General features: G+C 69.4%; 17 protein-coding genes and 1 riboswitch. Of the genes, 5 read left to right on the forward strand and 12 right to left on the reverse strand.

The genetic code is table 11. The features are described 5' to 3' along the window. Nucleotides 1-5 precede the first annotated feature (5 nt). From JQX08_RS18820 to JQX08_RS18835, 4 genes are read right to left on the reverse strand one after another with little or no spacing between them, the layout of a single operon-like run. Entirely contained in the window at nt 6-665 is a 660-nt protein-coding gene (locus tag JQX08_RS18820) for a PilW family protein (RefSeq protein WP_205349954.1), read from the reverse strand. Continuing rightward, nucleotides 662-1075: a type IV pilus modification PilV family protein gene (locus JQX08_RS18825; RefSeq protein ID WP_205349955.1), complete on the reverse strand. Its 414-nt coding sequence runs from the start codon at nt 1073-1075 to the stop codon at nt 662-664. Before JQX08_RS18825 ends, JQX08_RS18820 begins: the two co-directional genes overlap by 4 nt. Then, nucleotides 1053-1520, reverse strand: a complete 468-nt coding sequence (locus tag JQX08_RS18830; RefSeq protein WP_205349956.1) for a pilus assembly FimT family protein — start codon at nt 1518-1520, stop codon at nt 1053-1055. Before JQX08_RS18830 ends, JQX08_RS18825 begins: the two co-directional genes overlap by 23 nt. Next, the gene (locus tag JQX08_RS18835; RefSeq protein WP_205349957.1) at nt 1517-1942 is read right to left on the reverse strand and encodes a type IV pilin protein; all 426 of its coding nucleotides are present in this window, start codon (nt 1940-1942) and stop codon (nt 1517-1519) included. Before JQX08_RS18835 ends, JQX08_RS18830 begins: the two co-directional genes overlap by 4 nt. Before the next feature lie 286 nt (nt 1943-2228). Between JQX08_RS18835 and ribA the strand changes: the two genes are divergently transcribed. From ribA to JQX08_RS18850, 3 genes are read left to right on the forward strand one after another with little or no spacing between them, the layout of a single operon-like run. Next, nucleotides 2229-2849, forward strand: coding sequence for a GTP cyclohydrolase II (gene ribA, locus JQX08_RS18840; RefSeq protein WP_205349958.1), 621 nt, complete (start codon nt 2229-2231; stop codon nt 2847-2849). After that, complete coding sequence (locus JQX08_RS18845) at nt 2846-3262, forward strand: MFS transporter (protein WP_205349959.1); 417 nt, start codon at nt 2846-2848, stop codon at nt 3260-3262. The genes ribA and JQX08_RS18845 overlap by 4 nt, the downstream gene beginning before the upstream one ends. Continuing rightward, nucleotides 3262-4062: a cobalamin-binding protein gene (locus tag JQX08_RS18850; RefSeq protein WP_205349960.1), complete on the forward strand. Its 801-nt coding sequence runs from the start codon at nt 3262-3264 to the stop codon at nt 4060-4062. The genes JQX08_RS18845 and JQX08_RS18850 overlap by 1 nt, the downstream gene beginning before the upstream one ends. A 10-nt stretch (nt 4063-4072) precedes the next feature. Here JQX08_RS18850 and JQX08_RS18855 read toward each other — a convergent pair whose 3' ends face one another. From JQX08_RS18855 to JQX08_RS18870, 4 genes are all read right to left on the reverse strand, one after another. Next, on the reverse strand, nt 4073-5956 hold the full coding sequence (locus JQX08_RS18855) for a TonB-dependent receptor plug domain-containing protein (RefSeq protein ID WP_205349961.1): 1884 nt from the start codon (nt 5954-5956) through the stop codon (nt 4073-4075). Nucleotides 5957-6058: 102 nt separating this feature from the next. Then, nucleotides 6059-6257: riboswitch (cobalamin riboswitch) on the reverse strand. Nucleotides 6258-6399: 142 nt separating this feature from the next. Beyond that, a complete protein-coding gene (dxs, locus tag JQX08_RS18860; RefSeq protein ID WP_205349962.1) occupies nt 6400-8307 on the reverse strand; it encodes a 1-deoxy-D-xylulose-5-phosphate synthase in 1908 nt (635 codons plus the stop codon). Nucleotides 8308-8404: 97 nt separating this feature from the next. Continuing rightward, nucleotides 8405-9355, reverse strand: a complete 951-nt coding sequence (locus JQX08_RS18865) for an alpha/beta fold hydrolase (RefSeq protein WP_205349963.1) — start codon at nt 9353-9355, stop codon at nt 8405-8407. A gap of 12 nt (nt 9356-9367) precedes the next feature. Next, nucleotides 9368-12646 carry a carboxyl transferase domain-containing protein gene (locus tag JQX08_RS18870; protein WP_205349964.1) on the reverse strand — a complete coding sequence of 1093 codons (3279 nt, stop codon included), beginning with the start codon at nt 12644-12646 and terminating at the stop codon, nt 9368-9370. Between the two features lie 233 nt (nt 12647-12879). On the opposite strand from JQX08_RS18870, the gene JQX08_RS18875 reads away from it, so the two are divergent. Next, the gene (locus JQX08_RS18875) at nt 12880-13794 is read left to right on the forward strand and encodes a phosphatase PAP2 family protein (protein ID WP_205349965.1); all 915 of its coding nucleotides are present in this window, start codon (nt 12880-12882) and stop codon (nt 13792-13794) included. A gap of 67 nt (nt 13795-13861) precedes the next feature. Here JQX08_RS18875 and ispA read toward each other — a convergent pair whose 3' ends face one another. Then, nucleotides 13862-14749 carry a (2E,6E)-farnesyl diphosphate synthase gene (gene ispA / locus JQX08_RS18880; protein WP_205349966.1) on the reverse strand — a complete coding sequence of 296 codons (888 nt, stop codon included), beginning with the start codon at nt 14747-14749 and terminating at the stop codon, nt 13862-13864. Then, nucleotides 14746-14988 (reverse strand): exodeoxyribonuclease VII small subunit, encoded by a 243-nt coding sequence (locus tag JQX08_RS18885; RefSeq protein WP_205349967.1) that lies wholly within the window; start codon nt 14986-14988, stop codon nt 14746-14748. The genes ispA and JQX08_RS18885 overlap by 4 nt, the downstream gene beginning before the upstream one ends. Nucleotides 14989-15162: 174 nt before the next feature. Between JQX08_RS18885 and JQX08_RS18890 the strand changes: the two genes are divergently transcribed. Next, nucleotides 15163-15351, forward strand: a complete 189-nt coding sequence (locus JQX08_RS18890; RefSeq protein WP_205349968.1) for a hypothetical protein — start codon at nt 15163-15165, stop codon at nt 15349-15351. Between the two features lie 143 nt (nt 15352-15494). Here the strand turns inward: JQX08_RS18890 and JQX08_RS18895 are convergent, their stop codons facing one another. Next, entirely contained in the window at nt 15495-15761 is a 267-nt protein-coding gene (locus tag JQX08_RS18895) for a DUF2790 domain-containing protein (RefSeq protein ID WP_205349969.1), read from the reverse strand. 179 nt (nt 15762-15940) lie between these two features. Continuing rightward, nucleotides 15941-16852, reverse strand: a complete 912-nt coding sequence (locus tag JQX08_RS18900) for an efflux RND transporter periplasmic adaptor subunit (protein ID WP_205349970.1) — start codon at nt 16850-16852, stop codon at nt 15941-15943. Between the last annotated feature and the right edge of the window lie 3 nt (nt 16853-16855).

Consider the following 16855-nt stretch of genomic DNA (forward strand, 5'->3'; position numbering starts at 1 on the left):
ATCGGCTATCCCGGAATGTTGGTAAGGCAGAGGCTGTAGCTCAGCGGGGCGACGCCGCTGGCGCCGGCGAGCTGGGCGCTGCTCTGCGCGGAGAGGGTGACCTGTGGGTGGCTGGCGGCGACGCCGAGACCGAACGGCGCGCAGTCGACCTTGGCGATGCTGAACGTCACCACCGCCTGCGGGGCGGCCTGCTGCGCGGCGGGTACCAGCAGCTTGGCGAGGTCCTGACGCACGCTCCAGTTCAGCCCGGCGAGGTTGGCGCTGGCGCTGCAGCCGCTGTCGGCCTGCAACAGCGAGAGCAGGCGCACCGCCTTGCCGCTGTTGGCATCGCTGGCGCCGCGGTCGACCAGGCCGCGGCACTGGTAGCCGCTGGCGTCCAGGTAGCGCCACAGGAGGGCGCTGTGGCTGCTGCCGGAGAGGCTGATGGTGCTCTTCTCCAGGTTGCTTGCGGCGCTGCTGTCGATACCGAAGCCGGCGCTCTGCACTTCCAGCTGCGCGCTGAGCAGCCCGGCGGCGAGCTGGCCGTCCTGGTTGGCGTCCTGGGTGGCGACCACTGCGGTCTGCACCAGGTTGCGGTACAGCGCGAGCATGGCGAGGATGCACATAGTCGACAGCAGCATGCCGATCATCAGGCTGATCAGGGTCAGGCCGGTCTGACGTTTCATAGCCCGCTCCCGACGCGCACTTCGCCGCCCAGCGCCGGATCATTGACCGACAGGCTGAGCGGGCCCTGCACGCCGGTGAGCGTGCGCCGCGCGCTGTCGCTGCTCTTGCCTACCGACACCGAGAGGTTGCTGTTGCAGCCGCTGACCTGCACCGCCAGGGTCAGCTGGTTGGGCAGGGTGATGCTCGGCGCACTGCTGCACAGGTTGAGCGTGCCGCTGCCGTTGCGCTGCAGCAGGTCGCGCATCTGGCTGACCGCCAGGCTCTGCAGGTTCATGTCCTTCTGGCTGACCGCCACCCGCGAAGTGGCGTAGACCAGCCCGAGGCCGACGATCGACATCAGCAGCATGCCGAGCAGCGCTTCGATCAGCACGTCGCCGCGCTGCCGTTCAGTTGAAAGTAACCGAGACATTGTCACTTCCTGCGGTGAGGGCGAAGGTCTGGCTGGTGCTGCAGCCGCTCAGCGCGGCCGGCCGCCCCTTGGCGTCGAAAGCCAGGCACGCGAACGCCGTGCCGTTGCTCTGCACGCTGACCCGTTCGGGCATCTGCGCGCTCCAGATCTGCGGGCTGCTGCAGCTCGCCGGCGTGCTGGCCGAAGCGGCCTCGTGCAGGCTGAGCCGGCGGTCCTGGCCGAGGCACAGCAGCGCGGCCGGCTGGCTGTCGATCATCCCGTAGCGGTTGCGCAGGGCGTGCGCCTTGGCCCGGCCGAGGCCCTGGTTGAGATGGCCTTCGGCGTCACGCAACTGGGCGCTGTTGCTCCAGGCCGCGGTGAACGGCCCGGCGATCATCACCAGCACACCGAGCAGCGCCACGGTGATCATCAGCTCGACCAGGGAAAAGCCGCCGGCGCGTTTCATAGCCAGTTGCCGTTGTAACTCCCGCAACTGGTGATGGTGCGGGTGTTGCTGTTGGTCAGGCTGATCACGCAGCCGTCGAGTTTGCCGCCGGAGCCGGTGGCCTTGAGGGTGTACGCGGTGGCGGCCGAGCTGACGCTGTAGACGAAGCGGGTCTCGCTGGGTTGCCAGGCGGGAAACGCAGTCTTGGTCGCGGCGGTGTCGGCCGGCGTCGCGGTCGGGTAGGCCAGGGTGCGCTGGTAGGCGTTTTCCAGGTTCAGGCTGAGCCCGACCAGGTCGGCCTGGGCGGCCTTGATGTGGCCCCGGTCGATGTAGCCGTTGTAGGCGGGCAGGGCGATGCCCGCGAGGACACCGATGATCGCCACGGCGATCATCAGTTCGATCAGGGTGAATCCGTGCGGGCGACGAGCGGTTGGGGTGCGCATGGTCGGTCCTTGGATCGCTCCGGGTTAATTTTTAAGCGTATGGCGAGATGCGCGATCCGGCCAGGAAATGTGAACTGCTTCTCATAATTTTATCGCCTGCGGCCGCACCTGCATTGATCCAGCTCAGCGTTGGAGTGCGCAGGGCGGGTCAAGGTTTAACCAGCGTGTGGCCGTCGCTTCGAAGCCTTCGATGGTTATGACCCACTATTCCGCCTGCCTGCCGGCGCCGGGCTGCTGCTACAATGCCGGGCTTTTCCCCTTTCCGATTTTGAGACAGGAGCTTCCGGTGTCTGTCGTTTTCGTCGCCGCCTCCCAACTGCCCACCCCGTTCGCCGTGTTCACCATGCACGGCTTCCGCGAAGAGGCCACTGGGCGTGAACATGTGGCGCTGACCCTCGGCGATGTCGCCGATGGCGCGCCGGTCCTGGGCCGCCTGCACTCCGAGTGCCTTACCGGCGATGCGCTGTTCAGCCTGCGCTGCGACTGCGGCTTCCAGCTCGAGGCGGCGCTGCGCGCGATCGCCGAAGAGGGCCGTGGCGTGCTGCTCTACCTGCGTCAGGAAGGCCGTGGCATCGGCCTGCTGAACAAGATCCGCGCCTACGAACTGCAGGACGGCGGTGCCGACACCGTCGAGGCCAACGAGCGCCTGGGCTTCGGCGCCGACCTGCGCGACTACTCGATCTGCCGGCCGATGCTCGAGCACCTGGGCATCCAGTCGCTCAAACTGATGACCAACAACCCGCGCAAGGTCAAAGGCCTCGGCGACCTCGGCGTGCAAGTCAGTCAACGCGTGCCGCTGCAGATCGCCCACAACCCGCACAACCGCAAGTACCTGGCCACCAAGGCCGGCAAGCTCGGCCACCTGCTGGGCAATCAGCACCAGGGCGAGGAAGAGGAAAGCCTGTGAGTCGCGCGCTCTGGCGTCAGCGCCTGGCGCGCGGCTGGTGGCTGCACCTGCTGCTGGCGCTGGCGCCGCTGCTGGTGCTCGACCTGCTGTTCGGTGCCGCGCGCAGTCACGGCCCGGTGGCCATGCCGCTGTTCATCGCCGGCCTGCTGGCGATGTTCCCCAGCCTGCTGTGGTTCCGCCGCTACAAGCTGGCGCTGGTCGCCACCGAACGCGCCCTCGACAGCGCCGAGGAAGAGTCGGCCTGGCAGCAGCTGCAGGCGAGCCGCCGCACCGCCATGCTCGGCGCCGCGCTGCCGGCCTGGGTCGCTGCGCTGGCGGTGTTCGCCGGCCTGGAAACCATCCCGCAGCTGCTCCTCGCGCTGTCCAGCCTGGTGCTGCTGATCCTCTACCGTATTCCCCGCCAACTCGGCTGATGCGTCGCCTGCTCGCCTGCCTGGTACTGTGCCTCAGCGGTTCGCTGGCGGCGGCCGAGCGGGTGGTCAGCCTGGCCCCCTCGCTGTCGGAAATCATGCTCGAGCTGGGTGCCGGCGATCGCCTGGTCGGTGTGCTCGATGGCGCCGCGCGGCCGCCGCAGCTGGCCGGTCTGCCCTCGGTGGGCCGCTACGGCCAGCTGGAAGTGGAAACCCTGCTCGGCCTCAAGCCTGACCTGATCCTCCTCGCCCCCGGCAGCGTGCCGCCGGCCCAGCAGGAGCAGCTGCGGCGTCTCGGGTTCAATGTGCAGGCGGTGGTGCCGCGCGACTTGGCGCAGCTGGCCGACAGCTTCGTGCAGATCGGCGAGCTGGTCGGCCGCCCGCAACAGGGTCAGCAGCTGGCTGCGGACTTCCGCCAGGGCCTGGCCACGTTGCGCCAGCGCTACCGGCGGGCGACGCCGCTGCCGGTGTTCTATCAGGTCTGGCACAAGCCGCTGTACACCGTCGGCGGCGGCCAGGTGATCAGCGACGCGCTGGAGGTGTGCGGCGCGCGCAACGTGTTCGCCGACCTGCGCCAGCCGGCCCCGCAGGTCAGCATCGAGGCGGTGCTGGCGCGCGATCCGCAGGTGATTCTCGGCGGCACCCGCGCCGAACTGGACATCTGGCAGGCCTGGCCGCAACTCGCCGCGGTGCGCCGCGGGCAGATCTGGGCGGTGCCGGACAAGGGTCTGGAGCGGCCCAGCTACCAGATGCTCGGTGCGCTCGAACAGCTCTGCGCCGTGCTGGCCAAGGCCCAGCGCTAGAGCGCCGCGGTCAGAGCGCCGGGGTCCAGGTCACCGCGAACAGCGCGGTACGCCCTTCGCTGTTGTAGCCGAAACGGCCGTTCGGCGTGCTGTAGCTGGCCTCGGCGTAGTCCTTGTCGAGCAGGTTCTCCAGCTTCACCTCCAGGCCCACCTCCGGGGTCGCCTGCCAGCCGCCGCGCAGGTCGACCAGGCCGTAGCCGCCCAGCTCGACATTGTTGGCGGCATCGTCGTAACGCCCGCTCACCCCGCGCCAGCTGGCCCCGGCGCTGAATGAGCCGAAACGCCGGTCGAGGTCGAGGGTCAGGGTGCGCTTGGCGCGGCGCGCCAGGGTGTGGCCGCTGTCGCGGTCGCGCGGGTCGATCAGGCCGAGCGCCAGGTTGCCCTGCCAGCCGAACAGCTCCTGCTTGAGCGCCGCCTCGAAACCGTTGATCCGCGCGGTGCCGACGTTCTGCGGAATGAAGTCCTGGTCGAGGACGATGGCGTCCTGCAGGTCGGTGCGGTACAGCGAAAGTTCCAGCGCACCGTCGTCGCGGTAGCGGCTGCGCCACTGCACTTCGTAGCTCTTCGAGGTTTCCGGGCGCAGGTTCGGGTTGGCGTTGGCGAAGCAGCTGCCGAAGAAGCAGAAGTCCGGGAAATACAGGTCGTTGAAGGTCGGCGCGCGGAAGCCTTCGCTGTAGGAGAACACCAGGTCGTTGGCGGCATTCAGCGGCAGGGTCAGCGCGGCGTTCCAGCTGTTCTCGCTGCCGAACTGCTGGTTCTTGTCGTGGCGCACGCCGAGTTCGGTGGCGAACGCCTCGCCCCGGTAGCGGTGCTGGATGAACGCCGCCTGGTTCCAGCGCGACTCCTCGGTGAAATCGGTGGTGCTGTGCAGGCGATCCTCGTACCAGTCGGCGCCGACCAGCAGTTGCTGGGCGTCGCTGAGGGCCAGGGTGTTCACCCAGCTGGCCGAGTCGCGGTAGGTGTTGAACTGGCTCGGGTCGAGGTCCTGCAGGTCGTCGCCGTTGTCGCGCTTGTCTTCGCTGTGACCGAGTTCCAGGCGGCTGCTCCACAGCGCGTTGAAGCGCGCGTCGGCGAACGCCGAGAGGCTGCTGAGCTGGAAGTTGGTGGTCGGCAGGGTGCCGAAGAACACATCGTCGAATTCCACTTCGCCGCGCTGGTCGAGGGCGCTGACGCCGACTTCGAGGTCGTCGTTGAAACGGTGTGACAGGTTCAGGCTCAGCGAACGGTTGCGGTAGGCGTCCTCGTCGCCGTTGGCGCCGAAGCTGTCGCGGGTCGCGTCGATACCGGCGGTTTCGTCGAGACCGGCGCCGAGGTTGAAGCGCGTCTGCGCGTCGCCGCCGGACAGGCCGAGGCTGCGCTCGACCGTCTGGTGGCTGCCGGCGGCCAGGCGCGCGTAAGGCTTGAGACCGTCGCCCGTGCCCTGGCGGGTGAAGATCTGGATGACCCCGCCGATGGCGTCCGAGCCGTACAGCGCCGAGCGCGCGCCGCGCACCACTTCAACCCGCTCGATCTGCGCCGGGTCGAGAAACTCCAGGCTGCTGGTGCCGCTGGACGCCGCGGCGATGCGCTGGCCGTCGACCAGCACCAGGGTCTGCGCGGTCGAGGTGCCGCGCAGGAACACGCTGGTCAGGCTGCCGGCGCCGCCGGTGCGCACCACGCTGACGCCCGGCACATGCTCGAGCAAGTCGGCGACGCTGCTGACCTGCAGGCGCTCGATGTCCGGGCGGGTGAACACCGTGGTCGCCGCGGTGGTCTTGGCCAGCGGCTCGACCTGGCGCCCGGAGGTGATCACCAGCGCCGGTACCTGCAGCGCGGCGTGCTCCAGGGGCAGTTCGTCGGCCTGGAGGGCCAGCGGCAGCGCGGCCATGGCGAGGGCAAGGCGGGAGAGTGTCATCAAACGAATCCTCAAAAGGGGGTCAGCAATCTTTTGAGGAGGGCAGGGGCAAGCGGGTGGCGCACGGCGGCCAGCGCTTGACGGTGATGCCCTCCGCAACACCTGTCACAACGCACCGAGGCCGGTCTCCGGACTGCCGACACTCACCATCTCACCTTCCCGGACTGTAGCGTCCAGTGGCTGTCGAGACGGCGTGCTCTCCGGGGAGAGCGGTCGGTTTACCGTTGCGGGGGCAGTGCAGGCTTTTCACCTGCTTCCCGTTTAACGCCCTGATTGGGCGACCTGGGTACAACTTTCATGGGGTGAGCTTGTGTCCCTCACCCCGGCCCTCTCCCGAGGGGAAAGGGGGTTAGCCGTGCGGTGGATAAGCACCGTGGTCTGTGTTCTGCGCTGCCCAGTCCCCTCTCCCTCCGGGAGAGGGTTAGGGTGAGGGTCGCGTTTTTTTACAACGCCTCCAGCCGCGCGCGTACGCTGCGCTCGATGCCGGCGGCGTCGAGGCCGCATTCGGCGAGCATCTGCGCCGGTTTGGCGTGTTCCACGTAATAGTCCGGCAGGCCGAGGTGCAGCAGCGGCTGGTGCACGCCTTCGCCGGCGAGGAACTCGCCGACCGCGCTGCCGGCGCCGCCCATGATGGCGTTTTCCTCGATGGTCACCAGCAGCTCGTGGTTGGCCGCCAGCTCGCGCAGCAGCGCCTCATCGAGCGGTTTGACGAAACGCATGTCGACCACCGTGGCGTCGAGCGCCTCGCCGACCTGCAGCGCCTCGGCGAGTTGCACGCCGAACACCAGCAGGGCGATCCGGCGGCCGCTGTCGTTCTGCCCTTGGCGACGCACCACGCCCTTGCCGATTTCCAGCGGCACCAGGGCCGGGTCGATGGTCGCATTCGGGCCGCTGCCGCGCGGGTAGCGCACCGCCGCCGGGCCGTCGAACAGGTAGCCGGTGGTGAGCATGCGGCGCATCTCGTTCTCGTCGCTCGGCGTCATCACCAGCATGCCGGGGATGCAGCGCAGGTAGGAGAGGTCGAAGCTGCCGGCGTGGGTCGGGCCGTCTTCGCCGACCAGGCCGGCGCGGTCGATGGCGAACAGCACGTCGAGGTGCTGCACGGCGACGTCGTGGATCAGTTGATCGTAGGCGCGCTGCAGGAAGGTTGAGTAGATCGCCACCACCGGCTTGGCGCCTTCGCAGGCCATGCCGGCGGCCAGCGTCACGGCGTGCTGCTCGGCGATGGCGACGTCGAAGTAGCGCGCCGGGAAGCGTTCGCTGAAGTCGACCAGGTCGGAGCCTTCCTTCATCGCCGGGGTGATGCCCAGCAGCCGCGGGTCAGCCTCGGCCATGTCGCACAGCCACTGGCCGAACACGTTGGAGTACTTCGGCCCGGAAGCTTTCTTCGGCTCGGCGGCTGGCGCCTTGATCGGCTCCAGCTTGGTGATCGCGTGGTAGCCGATCGGATCGGCCTCGGCCGGGGCGAAGCCCTTGCCCTTCTTGGTGATCACGTGGAGGAACTGCGGGCCTTCCAGGCCGCGCATGTTGCGCAGCGTGGCGAGCAGGGTCGGCAGGTCGTGGCCGTCGATCGGGCCGACGTAGTTCCAGCCGAGTTCCTCGAACAGCGTGCCGGGGACCAGCATGCCCTTGGCGTGCTCCTCGGCCTTGCGGGCGATTTCCCAGGCGCCGGGCAGGCGCGACAGCACCTTCTTGCTGCCTTCGCGCATGCTCGCGTAGGTGCGGCTGGAGAGGATCTTGGCCAGGTAGTTGGACAGCCCGCCGACGTTGCGCGAGATCGACATGTCGTTGTCGTTGAGCACCACCAGCATGTCGGCCTTGACGTCGGAGGCGTGGTTCAGCGCCTCGAAGGCCATCCCCGCGGTCAGCGCGCCGTCACCGATCACCGCCACGCTCTTGCGCTTGCTGCCCTGCAGCTTGGCGGCGATGGCCATGCCCAGCGCGGCGCTGATCGAGGTGCTGGAGTGGCCGACGCCGAAGGTGTCGTACTCGCTCTCGACGCGGCGCGGGAAGGCGGCGATGCCGTCCTTCTGACGCAGGCTGAGCATCCGTTCGCGGCGCCCGGTGAGGATCTTGTGCGGGTAGGCCTGGTGGCCGACGTCCCACACCAGACGGTCGTCGGGGGTGTCGAAGATGTAGTGCAGGGCGATGGTCAGCTCGACCACGCCGAGCCCGGCGCCGAAGTGGCCACCGGTCTGGCCGACCGTGTACAGCAGCTCCTGGCGCAGCTCGTCGGCCAGGGTTTCCAGCTCGGCTTCGGCCAGCCGGCGCAGGTCGGCCGGCGTCGCGGCGCGGTCAAGCAGCGGGGTGGCGGGGCGTTCGCGGGGAATCTGGTGGAAAGTCGTCGGCATCAGGCGGGTCGTTATAGGCATGCAAAAGATGCGGCAGTTTACCCGATGCGCGAAAGGCTGCCCAATCCGTAAGGGTGGGGCAGCGCGGCGACCGTCCTCAGGCCGGATAACGGCGCTGCAGGAACTCCAGCAACAGCGTGTTGACCGCCTCCGCCTGCTCGTTCTGCACCCAGTGGCCGCAGTCCTCGAGCAGGTGCTGTTCGAGCTGCGGGACCAGCTCGGCCATGCGCTTGAGGGTGTAGGCCTCGAGCTTGCCGACCGGGTCGTCGGCGCCGAGCAGGAACAGCGTCGGCTGCTCGATCTGCCGGCCGGCGAGGAACTCGGTGCGCTGCCAGTTGCGGGTGAAGTTGCGGTACCAGTTCAGCGGGCCGCGAAAGCCGTTGGCCAGGGTCTGCCGGTACACGGCGAAATCCGTCTCGCTGCACCAGGCGGGGAACGCGCCGGGTTCGGGCATGCCGTCGAGCAGGCGGGCGTCGGCCGGCTTGGCCTGCAGGAACACCTCGCCGGTGCCGGTCAGCAGCAGGCGCAGGCTGCGGCTGATGTCGGCGTCCAGCTCCGCCTCGGCGACGCCGGGTTCCTGGAAGTAGACGATGTAGTTGAACCGCTCGGCATTGGCCTCGCGCATGATGTCGATGGCCGGGCGCTTGGGCCGCCCGCCGAACGGCACCGACAGGGTGACCAGCGCCTTGACCCGCTGCGGCTCGAGCAGGCCGAGGTGCCAGGCCACCGGCGCGCCCCAGTCGTGGCCGACCACACAGGCCTCGCGCTGGCCGAGCGCGTCCATCGCCGCCTGGATGTCGCCGCACAGGGTCAGCAGCTCGTAGGCCTCGATCGCCTGCGGCGCGCTGGACTGCCCGTAGCCGCGCATTTCCGGGACCAGCACGCGGTAGCCGGCGCGCACCAGCGGGTCGATCTGCTGGCGCCACGAGTACCAGCATTCGGGGAAGCCGTGCAGCAGCCACACCGGCCGGCCGTCCGCCGGGCCGGCGCTGTACAGGCTGAGGGTGATGCCGTTGACGGCGAGTAGCTGGTGGTCGAGTTCAGGCATGGTCGGCTCCGCTTACCAGGTGTCCACGAACGGGCGTTTCTTGCCCTCGCGCTTGGGCGGCTGGGGCGCCGCGTTGAGGCCGCGCAGCAACCAGGCGCGGGTGTCCTGCGGGTCGATCACCGCATCGATCTCGAGGAAGCTGGCCATGTTGATCGCCTTGCCGTTCTGGTAGGCCTTGGCCACCAGCTTGTCGAACAGCGCCTGGCGCGCCTCGGGACTGTCCTGGGCCGCCAGTTCCTTGGCGAAGCCCAGGCGCACCGCGCCCTCCAGGCCCATGGCACCGAACTCGGCGCTCGGCCAGGCGATGGTGAACAGCGGCGAATGGAAGCTGCCGGCAGCCATCGCCTGGGCGCCGAGGCCGTAGCCCTTGCGCAGCACCACGGTGAAGAACGGCACCGACAGGCTGGCGGCGGCGACGAACATGCGCGACACGTGGCGCACCGTGGCCTGCTTCTCGGCCTCCGGGCCGACCATGAAGCCGGGGGTGTCGCACAGCGAGATGATCGGCAGGTCGAAGGCGTCGCACAGCTGCATGAAGCGCGCGGCCTTGTCGCCGGCCAGCGCGTCGATGGCGCCACCGAGGTGCCCGGGGTTGTTGGCGAGCAGGCCGAACGGTCGGCCTTCGACGCGCACCAGCGCGGTGATCAGCCCGGGGGCGAACTGGCGACGCAGCTCCAGCACGCTGCCCTGGTCGGCGAGCAGCTCGATGACCCGGCGGATGTCGTAGACGCGCAGGCGGTTCTCCGGGATCACCTGGCGCAGCTCGCGCTGGTCCGCGCACTGCCAGTCGCGGGTGCGGCCCTGGAAGTAGCCGAGGTACTGCTTGGCCACCCGCACCGCCTCGGCCTCGTCGGCAACCAGCACGTCGATCACTCCGTTGGGGCCCTGCACGCTGCTCGGCCCGACCTGCTCCGGGGTGTAGCTGCCGAGGCCGCCGCCTTCGATCATCGCCGGGCCGGCCATGCCGATGCTGGCGTCCTGTGCGGCGATGATCACATCGCAGCAGCCGAGCAGCGCGGCGTTGCCGGCGAAGCAGCGCCCGGAGACCACGCCGACCAACGGCACCAGGCCGGACAGCTTGGCCATGCCGACGAAGGTGTGGCAGTCGAGACCGGCCACGCCGACGAAATCGGTATCCCCCGGCCGTCCGCCACCGCCCTCGGCGAACAGCACCAGCGGCAGCCGCCACTGCTCGGCGAGCTGCAGCATGCGGTCGGTTTTCTTGTGGTTCATCATCCCCTGGGTGCCGGCGAACACCGTGTAGTCGTAGGCGATCGCCATGCAGCGCGCCGCGGCGTCGCCGAACTCGGCGGCGTTGACCGTGCCGGTGCCGGCGACCAGGCCGTCGGCCGGGCTCAGTTCGAGCAGCTCCTCGGGCGTGCGCCGACGCCGCTGGGCGGCCAGGGCGAGGGCGCCGTATTCGCTGAAGCTGCCGCCATCGAGCAGGTCGGCGAGGTTCTCGCGGGTGGTGCGCTGGCCGGTCTTGCGCCGTTTGGCGACCGCCTGCGGACGCCGTGCGTCATGGGTGATGGCGTGGCGCTCGAGCACCTCAGCGAGGTCGGCGCGGATGTGCGCCAGGTCGACCTGTTCCTCGCTCTGCGCGCCGCGGCCGGCGACCTCGGCCGGTTCGATGAACAGCAGTGGCTGGCCTTCGTTGAGGGCCTGCCCGGGCTGGGCGGCGAGGGCGCGGACGATGCCGCCGCTGGGCGCCTTGACCTCGAATTCCATCTTCATCGCTTCGAGCACCGCGACCGTCTGCCCGGCCGCCACCGCGCTGCCGACCGCGACCTCCAGGCTGACCACCACGCCGGTGCTCGGCGTGGGCAGCGGCAGGCTGCCGGGCGGCGCGTCGACCGCAGCCTGCTGCGTTTCGGCGACCGCGCTGCTGGCGCTGAAGTAGCGGTGCGGGTGGGCCTGCGGCTGGGCGCCGAGCAGCTCGCCGAGGTGCCGTTCGACGAAGCCGGTGTCGACCCGGTGCGCGGTGACTTCCTCGCGGCGCAGCAGGTTCTGCAGCAGGTGGCGGTTGTTCGCCACGCCCTCCAGGCGGAACTCGCTGAGCGCGCGGTAGGCGCGCTGCAGGGCGGCCGGGTAGTCGTGGCCGTGGGCGATCAGCTTGGCCAGCAGCGAGTCGTAGCTGGGGCTCACCGCATAGCCGGCGTAGCCGTAGCCGTCGACGCGCAGGCCGGGGCCGCTCGGCGGCTCGTAGGCGCTCAGCGTGCCGGCGGCCGGGTGCGCGCTGCCATCGGCCTGCAGGGTTTCCAGATTGATGCGCAGCTGCACGGCATGCCCGCGCGGCGGTGGCGGCGGTAGCACGCCCAGCTCGCCGAGCGTGGCGCCGGCGGCCAGGCGCAGCTGACAGTGCAGCAGGTCGACGCCGGTGACCTGCTCGGTGACCGTGTGCTCGACCTGGATGCGCGGGTTGGCCTCCATGAAATAGAAGCGCTCGGGCTGCTCGCCGTCGACGAGGAACTCGAAGGTGCCGATGCCCTGGTAGCGCACCGCGCCGGCCAGCTGCAGCGCGGCGGCGATCAGCGCGTCGCGGGTGGCGGTCGGCAGGTCCGGGCTGGGGGCGATCTCGACCAGCTTCTGGTGGCGGCGCTGCAGGCTGCAGTCGCGCTCCCACAGGTGGCTGACGGTTTCGCCATCGCCGAGCACCTGCACCTCGATGTGCCGCGCCGGGCGCACCAGCTGCTCGATGTACAGCTCGTCGCGGCCGAACGCGGCGCGCGCCTCCGACTGGCAGCGGGCAAACGCCGCCTCCAGTTCGTCGGCCCGGCTGATCGCGCGCATGCCACGCCCGCCGCCGCCGGCCAGCGCCTTGAGCATCACCGCGCCGTGCTCGGCCTGGAACGCGCGCGCCTGCTCGAGACTCACCGCGTGGTTGATCCCGGCCACCAGAGGCACCCCGCAACGCTCAGCCAGCGCGCGCGCCTGGGCCTTGTCGCCGAACAGCTCGAGGACCTCCGGCGCCGGGCCGACGAAGCGCAGCCCGGCCTCGGCGCAGCGCCGCGCGAAGTCGGGGTTCTCGGCGAGGAAGCCATAGCCCGGGTGCACCGCGTCGCAGCCCTCGGCCAGGGCGATGGCGATCAGTCGCGCGCTGTCCAGGTAGGCCGCCACGCCGCGCGCGCCGAGCGCCACCGCCTGGTCGGCCTGGCGCACATGCAGCGAATGGGCGTCGTCATCGGCATACACCGCGACGCTGCGCAGGCCCAGTTCGGCGGCGGCGCGGGCGATGCGGATGGCGATCTCGCCACGGTTGGCGATCAGCAGGGCGCGCAGGGGCGGGGTCATGGGGACGATCCTGTTCTTGTATTGATGGAATGAATGATGCGCCGCCGCCGTGCCGCGCAGAAACCAACTCTAGTGGGCCGAATACCAGGACCCAACGCTGGGTGATGGCTGGCGCGACTTCCGCGAAGGTCTTCCCGGCCAACTGTGAGCATCGGCACGCGCGCGGGATTGCCGTGCGCGCCGCCGATGCAGTATCAACGCCGCTCCATAACAAGAATCATCCGGGGATACGAATGATCGAACTGCTGCACGACATGACTTGGGTGCTGCCGCTGCGCACGCCCGAGCTGACCCAACTGGCCAACGCCTTCACCTGGCTCGGCTACGGGACCTTCCTGCTGTTTGCCGTGCCGATTGGCTTCTGGGGCTGGAACAAGCACACCTTCTTCCGCCTGCTGCTGCTGATCGGTATTTCCGCCTGGCTCAACGCGCTGTTCAAGGACATTTTCCAGGATCCGCGGCCGCCGCTGGAGCTGCGCCTCGACGACCGCGTCGGCGACAGCTACGGGCTGCCCAGCGGCCATGCGCAACTGGCCGTGGTGCTTTGGCTGTGGCTGGCCTACGAAGTGCGCCGCCTGTGGTGCTGGGTGGCCTGCGCGCTGATCTGCCTGGGCGTGTGCCTGAGTCGCCTGTACCTCGCCGCCCATGACATCGAGGACGTGCTGGTCGGTGCGCTGCTCGGCGGCGTCACCCTGGTGATCGCCGCACGCGTCAAGGACCTGGCCTGGTGGCGCGAGGCGCATGTCGGCTGGCACGTGCTGAGCATCCTGGTGATCGGTGGCGGCAGCCTGGCGCTGTGGCCGGCGCTCGAGGCGCCGGACTACGTGCCGCTGTTTGTCGGCCTGCTGATCGGTGCCGCGCTCGGCTGGCGCGTGGAAGGCCGGCTGCTCGACTTCGGCGCTGCGCCGCAGGTCTGGCGTCGCGTGCTCGCCGCGCTGCTCGGTGCGCTGGGCTTCATCCTGCTGCAGAAAGTGCTCAAGGTCGTCGAGGCCCAGCTCGGCCTGCCGGCGGAGTACTGGCAAGGCCTGCGTGGCTTGCTGATGGGTCTGTTCGTCACCCTGGCGATGCCCTGGCTGCTGGTCAAGGCGCGCCTGCTGGTGGCACGCCGCACCCCGGCAGTGGCCGCCGGCGAGGTGGTCGGCGCCTGAGCCGTAGCGCACTGCGCAGCAATGAAAACGCCGGGCATTGCCCGGCGTTTTGCTGTCTGGCGGCGGCTTAGCTGCGCCGTTCGACGATGTAGCGGGCCAGCTCGCGCAGCGGTTCGGCGGACTCGCCCAAACCGCGCAGCGCGTGCAGCGCCTGGTCGCGCAACTCCAGGGCATAGGCCTTGGCCGCGTCGAGGCCGAGCAGCGCCGGGTAGGTCGGTTTGTCGTGGGCCTGGTCCTTGCCCTGGGTCTTGCCGAGCGTGGCGGTGTCGCTCTCCACGTCGAGGATGTCGTCCTGCACCTGGAACGCCAGGCCGACCGCCTGCGCGTAGCTGTGCAGCGCCTGCAGGTTGCGCGGCTCGGCGCGACCGCTGGCCAGGGCGCCGAGGCGCACGCTGGCTTCGATCAGCGCGCCGGTCTTGTGCCGGTGCATGACCTCCAGCGCGGCCTGGTCGAGGCGCTGGCCGACCGAGCCGAGGTCGATCGCCTGACCGCCGACCATGCCCGCCGGGCCGGCGGCGCGGCTCAGCGCGGTGAGCATGGCCAGGCGCAGCTCGGCGTCGTGCGGGTTGCGCGCCGGGTCGCTGAGCACCTCGAAGGCTAGGCTCTGCAGGCCGTCGCCGGCGAGGATCGCGCAGGCTTCGTCGAAGGCCTTGTGGGTGGTCGGCTGGCCGCGGCGCAGGTCGTCGTCGTCCATTGCCGGCAGGTCGTCGTGGACCAGCGAGTAGGCGTGGATCAGCTCCACCGCACAGGCGGCGGCGTCGGCTTGTTCGGCCTGGCCGCCGAGCGCTTCGCAGGCGGCGTAGGCGAGCAGCGGACGGACGCGCTTGCCGCCGTTCATCACGCTGTAGCGCATCGCCTGGTAGAGGCGCTCGAGCTGCGGCAGCGGCGCCTGGAACAGCGTATCGAGCGCGGCGTCGACGCGCTGCTGGCAGCGCTGCTGGTAGGCGCCGATCATGCCGGCTCGTCCGTGTCGAACGGCGCTTCCTGCAGTTCACCGTCGCGTTCGAGGAGGATCTGCACCTTCTGTTCGGCCTGGGCCAGGGCGTCCTGGCATTCGCGGGTCAGGCGGATGCCCTGCTCGAAGGCGGTCAGCGAATCTTCCAGCGACAGCTCGCCGCTTTCCAGGCGCTCGACCAGGGTTTGCAGTTCGGCGAGCGACTGCTCGAAATCGGGGGCGCTTTTCTTGCGGGCCATGGCAGCTATCTCGGCGAAAATCAGTGGCGCGACACTAGCAGAGCGGTGCGCGGCTGGGCAAAAGCCCAGGCACCGCCCATCTTGTTGCGGGCGTGGGCGGGCATTTTAGCGTGAACGCGACGGCCCCGGCGCATCTCGAATCGGAAGAGAGCCCGACATTCGCAGAGGTGTGCCATGAGCCCGGACCCGCGCAACCCCGACCTGATCAACCCGCCGCTGGACGACGAGGAGAACCTCGAACGCATCGTCGACCCGGAAGAACCGGTCGATCCCAACAGCCCGCGCGACCCCGGCAACCCGCTGCCGCAACGGGCGCCAGGTGTTGATTCCCCACCGCCGAGGAAACAGTCGCCGCGGCCGTAGCGTGTAGGAGCGAATTCTTTCGCGATCGGCGCCCGCCCCATCGCGAATGAATTCGCTCCTACAGGTCCCCCGGCGGTGCCGTGGGGAAATAGAAAAAACGCCGCCTGGGCAAACCCTCCCCCGGGCGGCGTTCGATGCAACTGTCAGCCGTTGTCGCAGCCGTTGCCGAACACCTGGTACTGCAGGCGGTGGCGCTTGCCCTGGTGGTCTTCGTAGACCATTTCCACGGGGGCGACGGCGCAGACGTTCGGGGTTGCGCCGACGGAAATTACGTGGTCGATATCGAGGTCCATGTCGTAGGTGTACTGCTCCAGTGGCAGCTCTTGCTGGGCAGTGCTCTGCTCGTCCTGACCGGAAGCGAGGGCGAGCGAAGACACGCCGGCGAGTGCCAGCAACGCAAAGACTTTCATGTGGGTGTCCCGATGGCTCTGAAGGGGGAGCTTCGTCGCGCTGCTCTCAGGCCCCTCGACCGGCTCTCCACGAACCGGTCGAAGGGGTACAGCGCCTAACCGAAGTGCCTCGCGTGGGAGGCGGGACTATTTTATGGGCCGGGCAGTTGCCGATATAGATTCAACCACCACAAGGACTGTTACTGCTCAATCAACAATCCGCTCAAGCCGCGACTGGCCGCAGCGGTGTGCGCGGCATCGCCGATCACCACCGTGCAGGTCATCCCGGCGGACAGCAGCAGGCCGGCAGGCAGCTCGTCGAGGTGGATGCGCACCGGCACGCGCTGGGCCAGGCGCACCCAGTTGAAGGTCGGATTGACGTCGGCGGTCAGCTCGCGGCTCTGCGGGTTGTCGCGGTCGTAGATGCCGCGGGCAATGCTGTCGACGTGGCCGATCACCCGCTCGCCGCTCATCATGCGCAGCTCGGCGCGATCGCCGACGCGGATGCCCGGCAGGCGGGTCTCCTCGAAGTAGCCGTTGACGTAGAACGACTGGCCGTCGACCAGCGCCAGGCTGGCCTCGCCGCGCTGGGCGAAATCGCCGGGGTAGACGTTGAGGTTGGTCACGTAGCCGGCCACCGGCGCGCGCACTTCGGTGCGTGCCAGGTCGAGGCGGGCGATGTCCAGTGCCACCTGGGCGGCGCGGTACTCGGCCAGCGCGGTGGCGGCGATGTGCCCGGCGTCCTCGCGGTTCTCGCGCGATACCACCAGGTCGTCCATCTCGGCGCGCCGCGCGGCGTTGACCCGGCGCATGTCCAGCGCCGCCTTGCGCGCGGCGAGCTGCGCCTCGGCCTGCTCGACCGCCAGCCGGTAGTGGCTGGCGTCGATGCGCAGCAGCAGGTCGCCGGCCTGCACCGCCTGGTTGTCGCGCACCGCCACTTCAGTGACCAGCCCGGCAACGTCCGGGGCAATGTTGATCACGTCGGCACGCACCCGGCCGTCGCGGGTCCAGGGCGAATCCATGTAGTGCCGCCACAGGGTGCGCACCAGCAACAGGGCGGCGACGAGCACCAGCAAGGTGGCGAGCACGCTGATCAGGGTTTTGCGGGACATGCG

Origin of the sequence: Zestomonas insulae (assembly GCF_016901015.1) — a bacterium.
Taxonomy (GTDB): domain Bacteria; phylum Pseudomonadota; class Gammaproteobacteria; order Pseudomonadales; family Pseudomonadaceae; genus Aquipseudomonas; species Aquipseudomonas insulae.

What these genes read in the sequence shown, in the direction of transcription:
- JQX08_RS18820 (WP_205349954.1), bottom strand. Translation starts at nt 665, where the DNA reads ATGAAACGTCAGACCGGCCTGACCCTGATCAGCCTGATGATCGGCATG.
- JQX08_RS18825 (WP_205349955.1), bottom strand. Translation starts at nt 1,075, where the DNA reads ATGTCTCGGTTACTTTCAACTGAACGGCAGCGCGGCGACGTGCTGATC.
- JQX08_RS18830 (WP_205349956.1), bottom strand. Translation starts at nt 1,520, where the DNA reads ATGAAACGCGCCGGCGGCTTTTCCCTGGTCGAGCTGATGATCACCGTG.
- JQX08_RS18835 (WP_205349957.1), bottom strand. Translation starts at nt 1,942, where the DNA reads ATGCGCACCCCAACCGCTCGTCGCCCGCACGGATTCACCCTGATCGAA.
- JQX08_RS18850 (WP_205349960.1), top strand. Translation starts at nt 3,262, where the DNA reads ATGCGTCGCCTGCTCGCCTGCCTGGTACTGTGCCTCAGCGGTTCGCTG.
- JQX08_RS18855 (WP_205349961.1), bottom strand. Translation starts at nt 5,956, where the DNA reads ATGACACTCTCCCGCCTTGCCCTCGCCATGGCCGCGCTGCCGCTGGCC.
- dxs (WP_205349962.1), bottom strand. Translation starts at nt 8,307, where the DNA reads ATGCCGACGACTTTCCACCAGATTCCCCGCGAACGCCCCGCCACCCCG.
- JQX08_RS18865 (WP_205349963.1), bottom strand. Translation starts at nt 9,355, where the DNA reads ATGCCTGAACTCGACCACCAGCTACTCGCCGTCAACGGCATCACCCTC.
- JQX08_RS18870 (WP_205349964.1), bottom strand. Translation starts at nt 12,646, where the DNA reads ATGACCCCGCCCCTGCGCGCCCTGCTGATCGCCAACCGTGGCGAGATC.
- JQX08_RS18875 (WP_205349965.1), top strand. Translation starts at nt 12,880, where the DNA reads ATGATCGAACTGCTGCACGACATGACTTGGGTGCTGCCGCTGCGCACG.
- ispA (WP_205349966.1), bottom strand. Translation starts at nt 14,749, where the DNA reads ATGATCGGCGCCTACCAGCAGCGCTGCCAGCAGCGCGTCGACGCCGCG.
- JQX08_RS18885 (WP_205349967.1), bottom strand. Translation starts at nt 14,988, where the DNA reads ATGGCCCGCAAGAAAAGCGCCCCCGATTTCGAGCAGTCGCTCGCCGAA.
- JQX08_RS18890 (WP_205349968.1), top strand. Translation starts at nt 15,163, where the DNA reads ATGAGCCCGGACCCGCGCAACCCCGACCTGATCAACCCGCCGCTGGAC.
- JQX08_RS18895 (WP_205349969.1), bottom strand. Translation starts at nt 15,761, where the DNA reads ATGAAAGTCTTTGCGTTGCTGGCACTCGCCGGCGTGTCTTCGCTCGCC.
- JQX08_RS18900 (WP_205349970.1), bottom strand. Translation starts at nt 16,852, where the DNA reads ATGTCCCGCAAAACCCTGATCAGCGTGCTCGCCACCTTGCTGGTGCTC.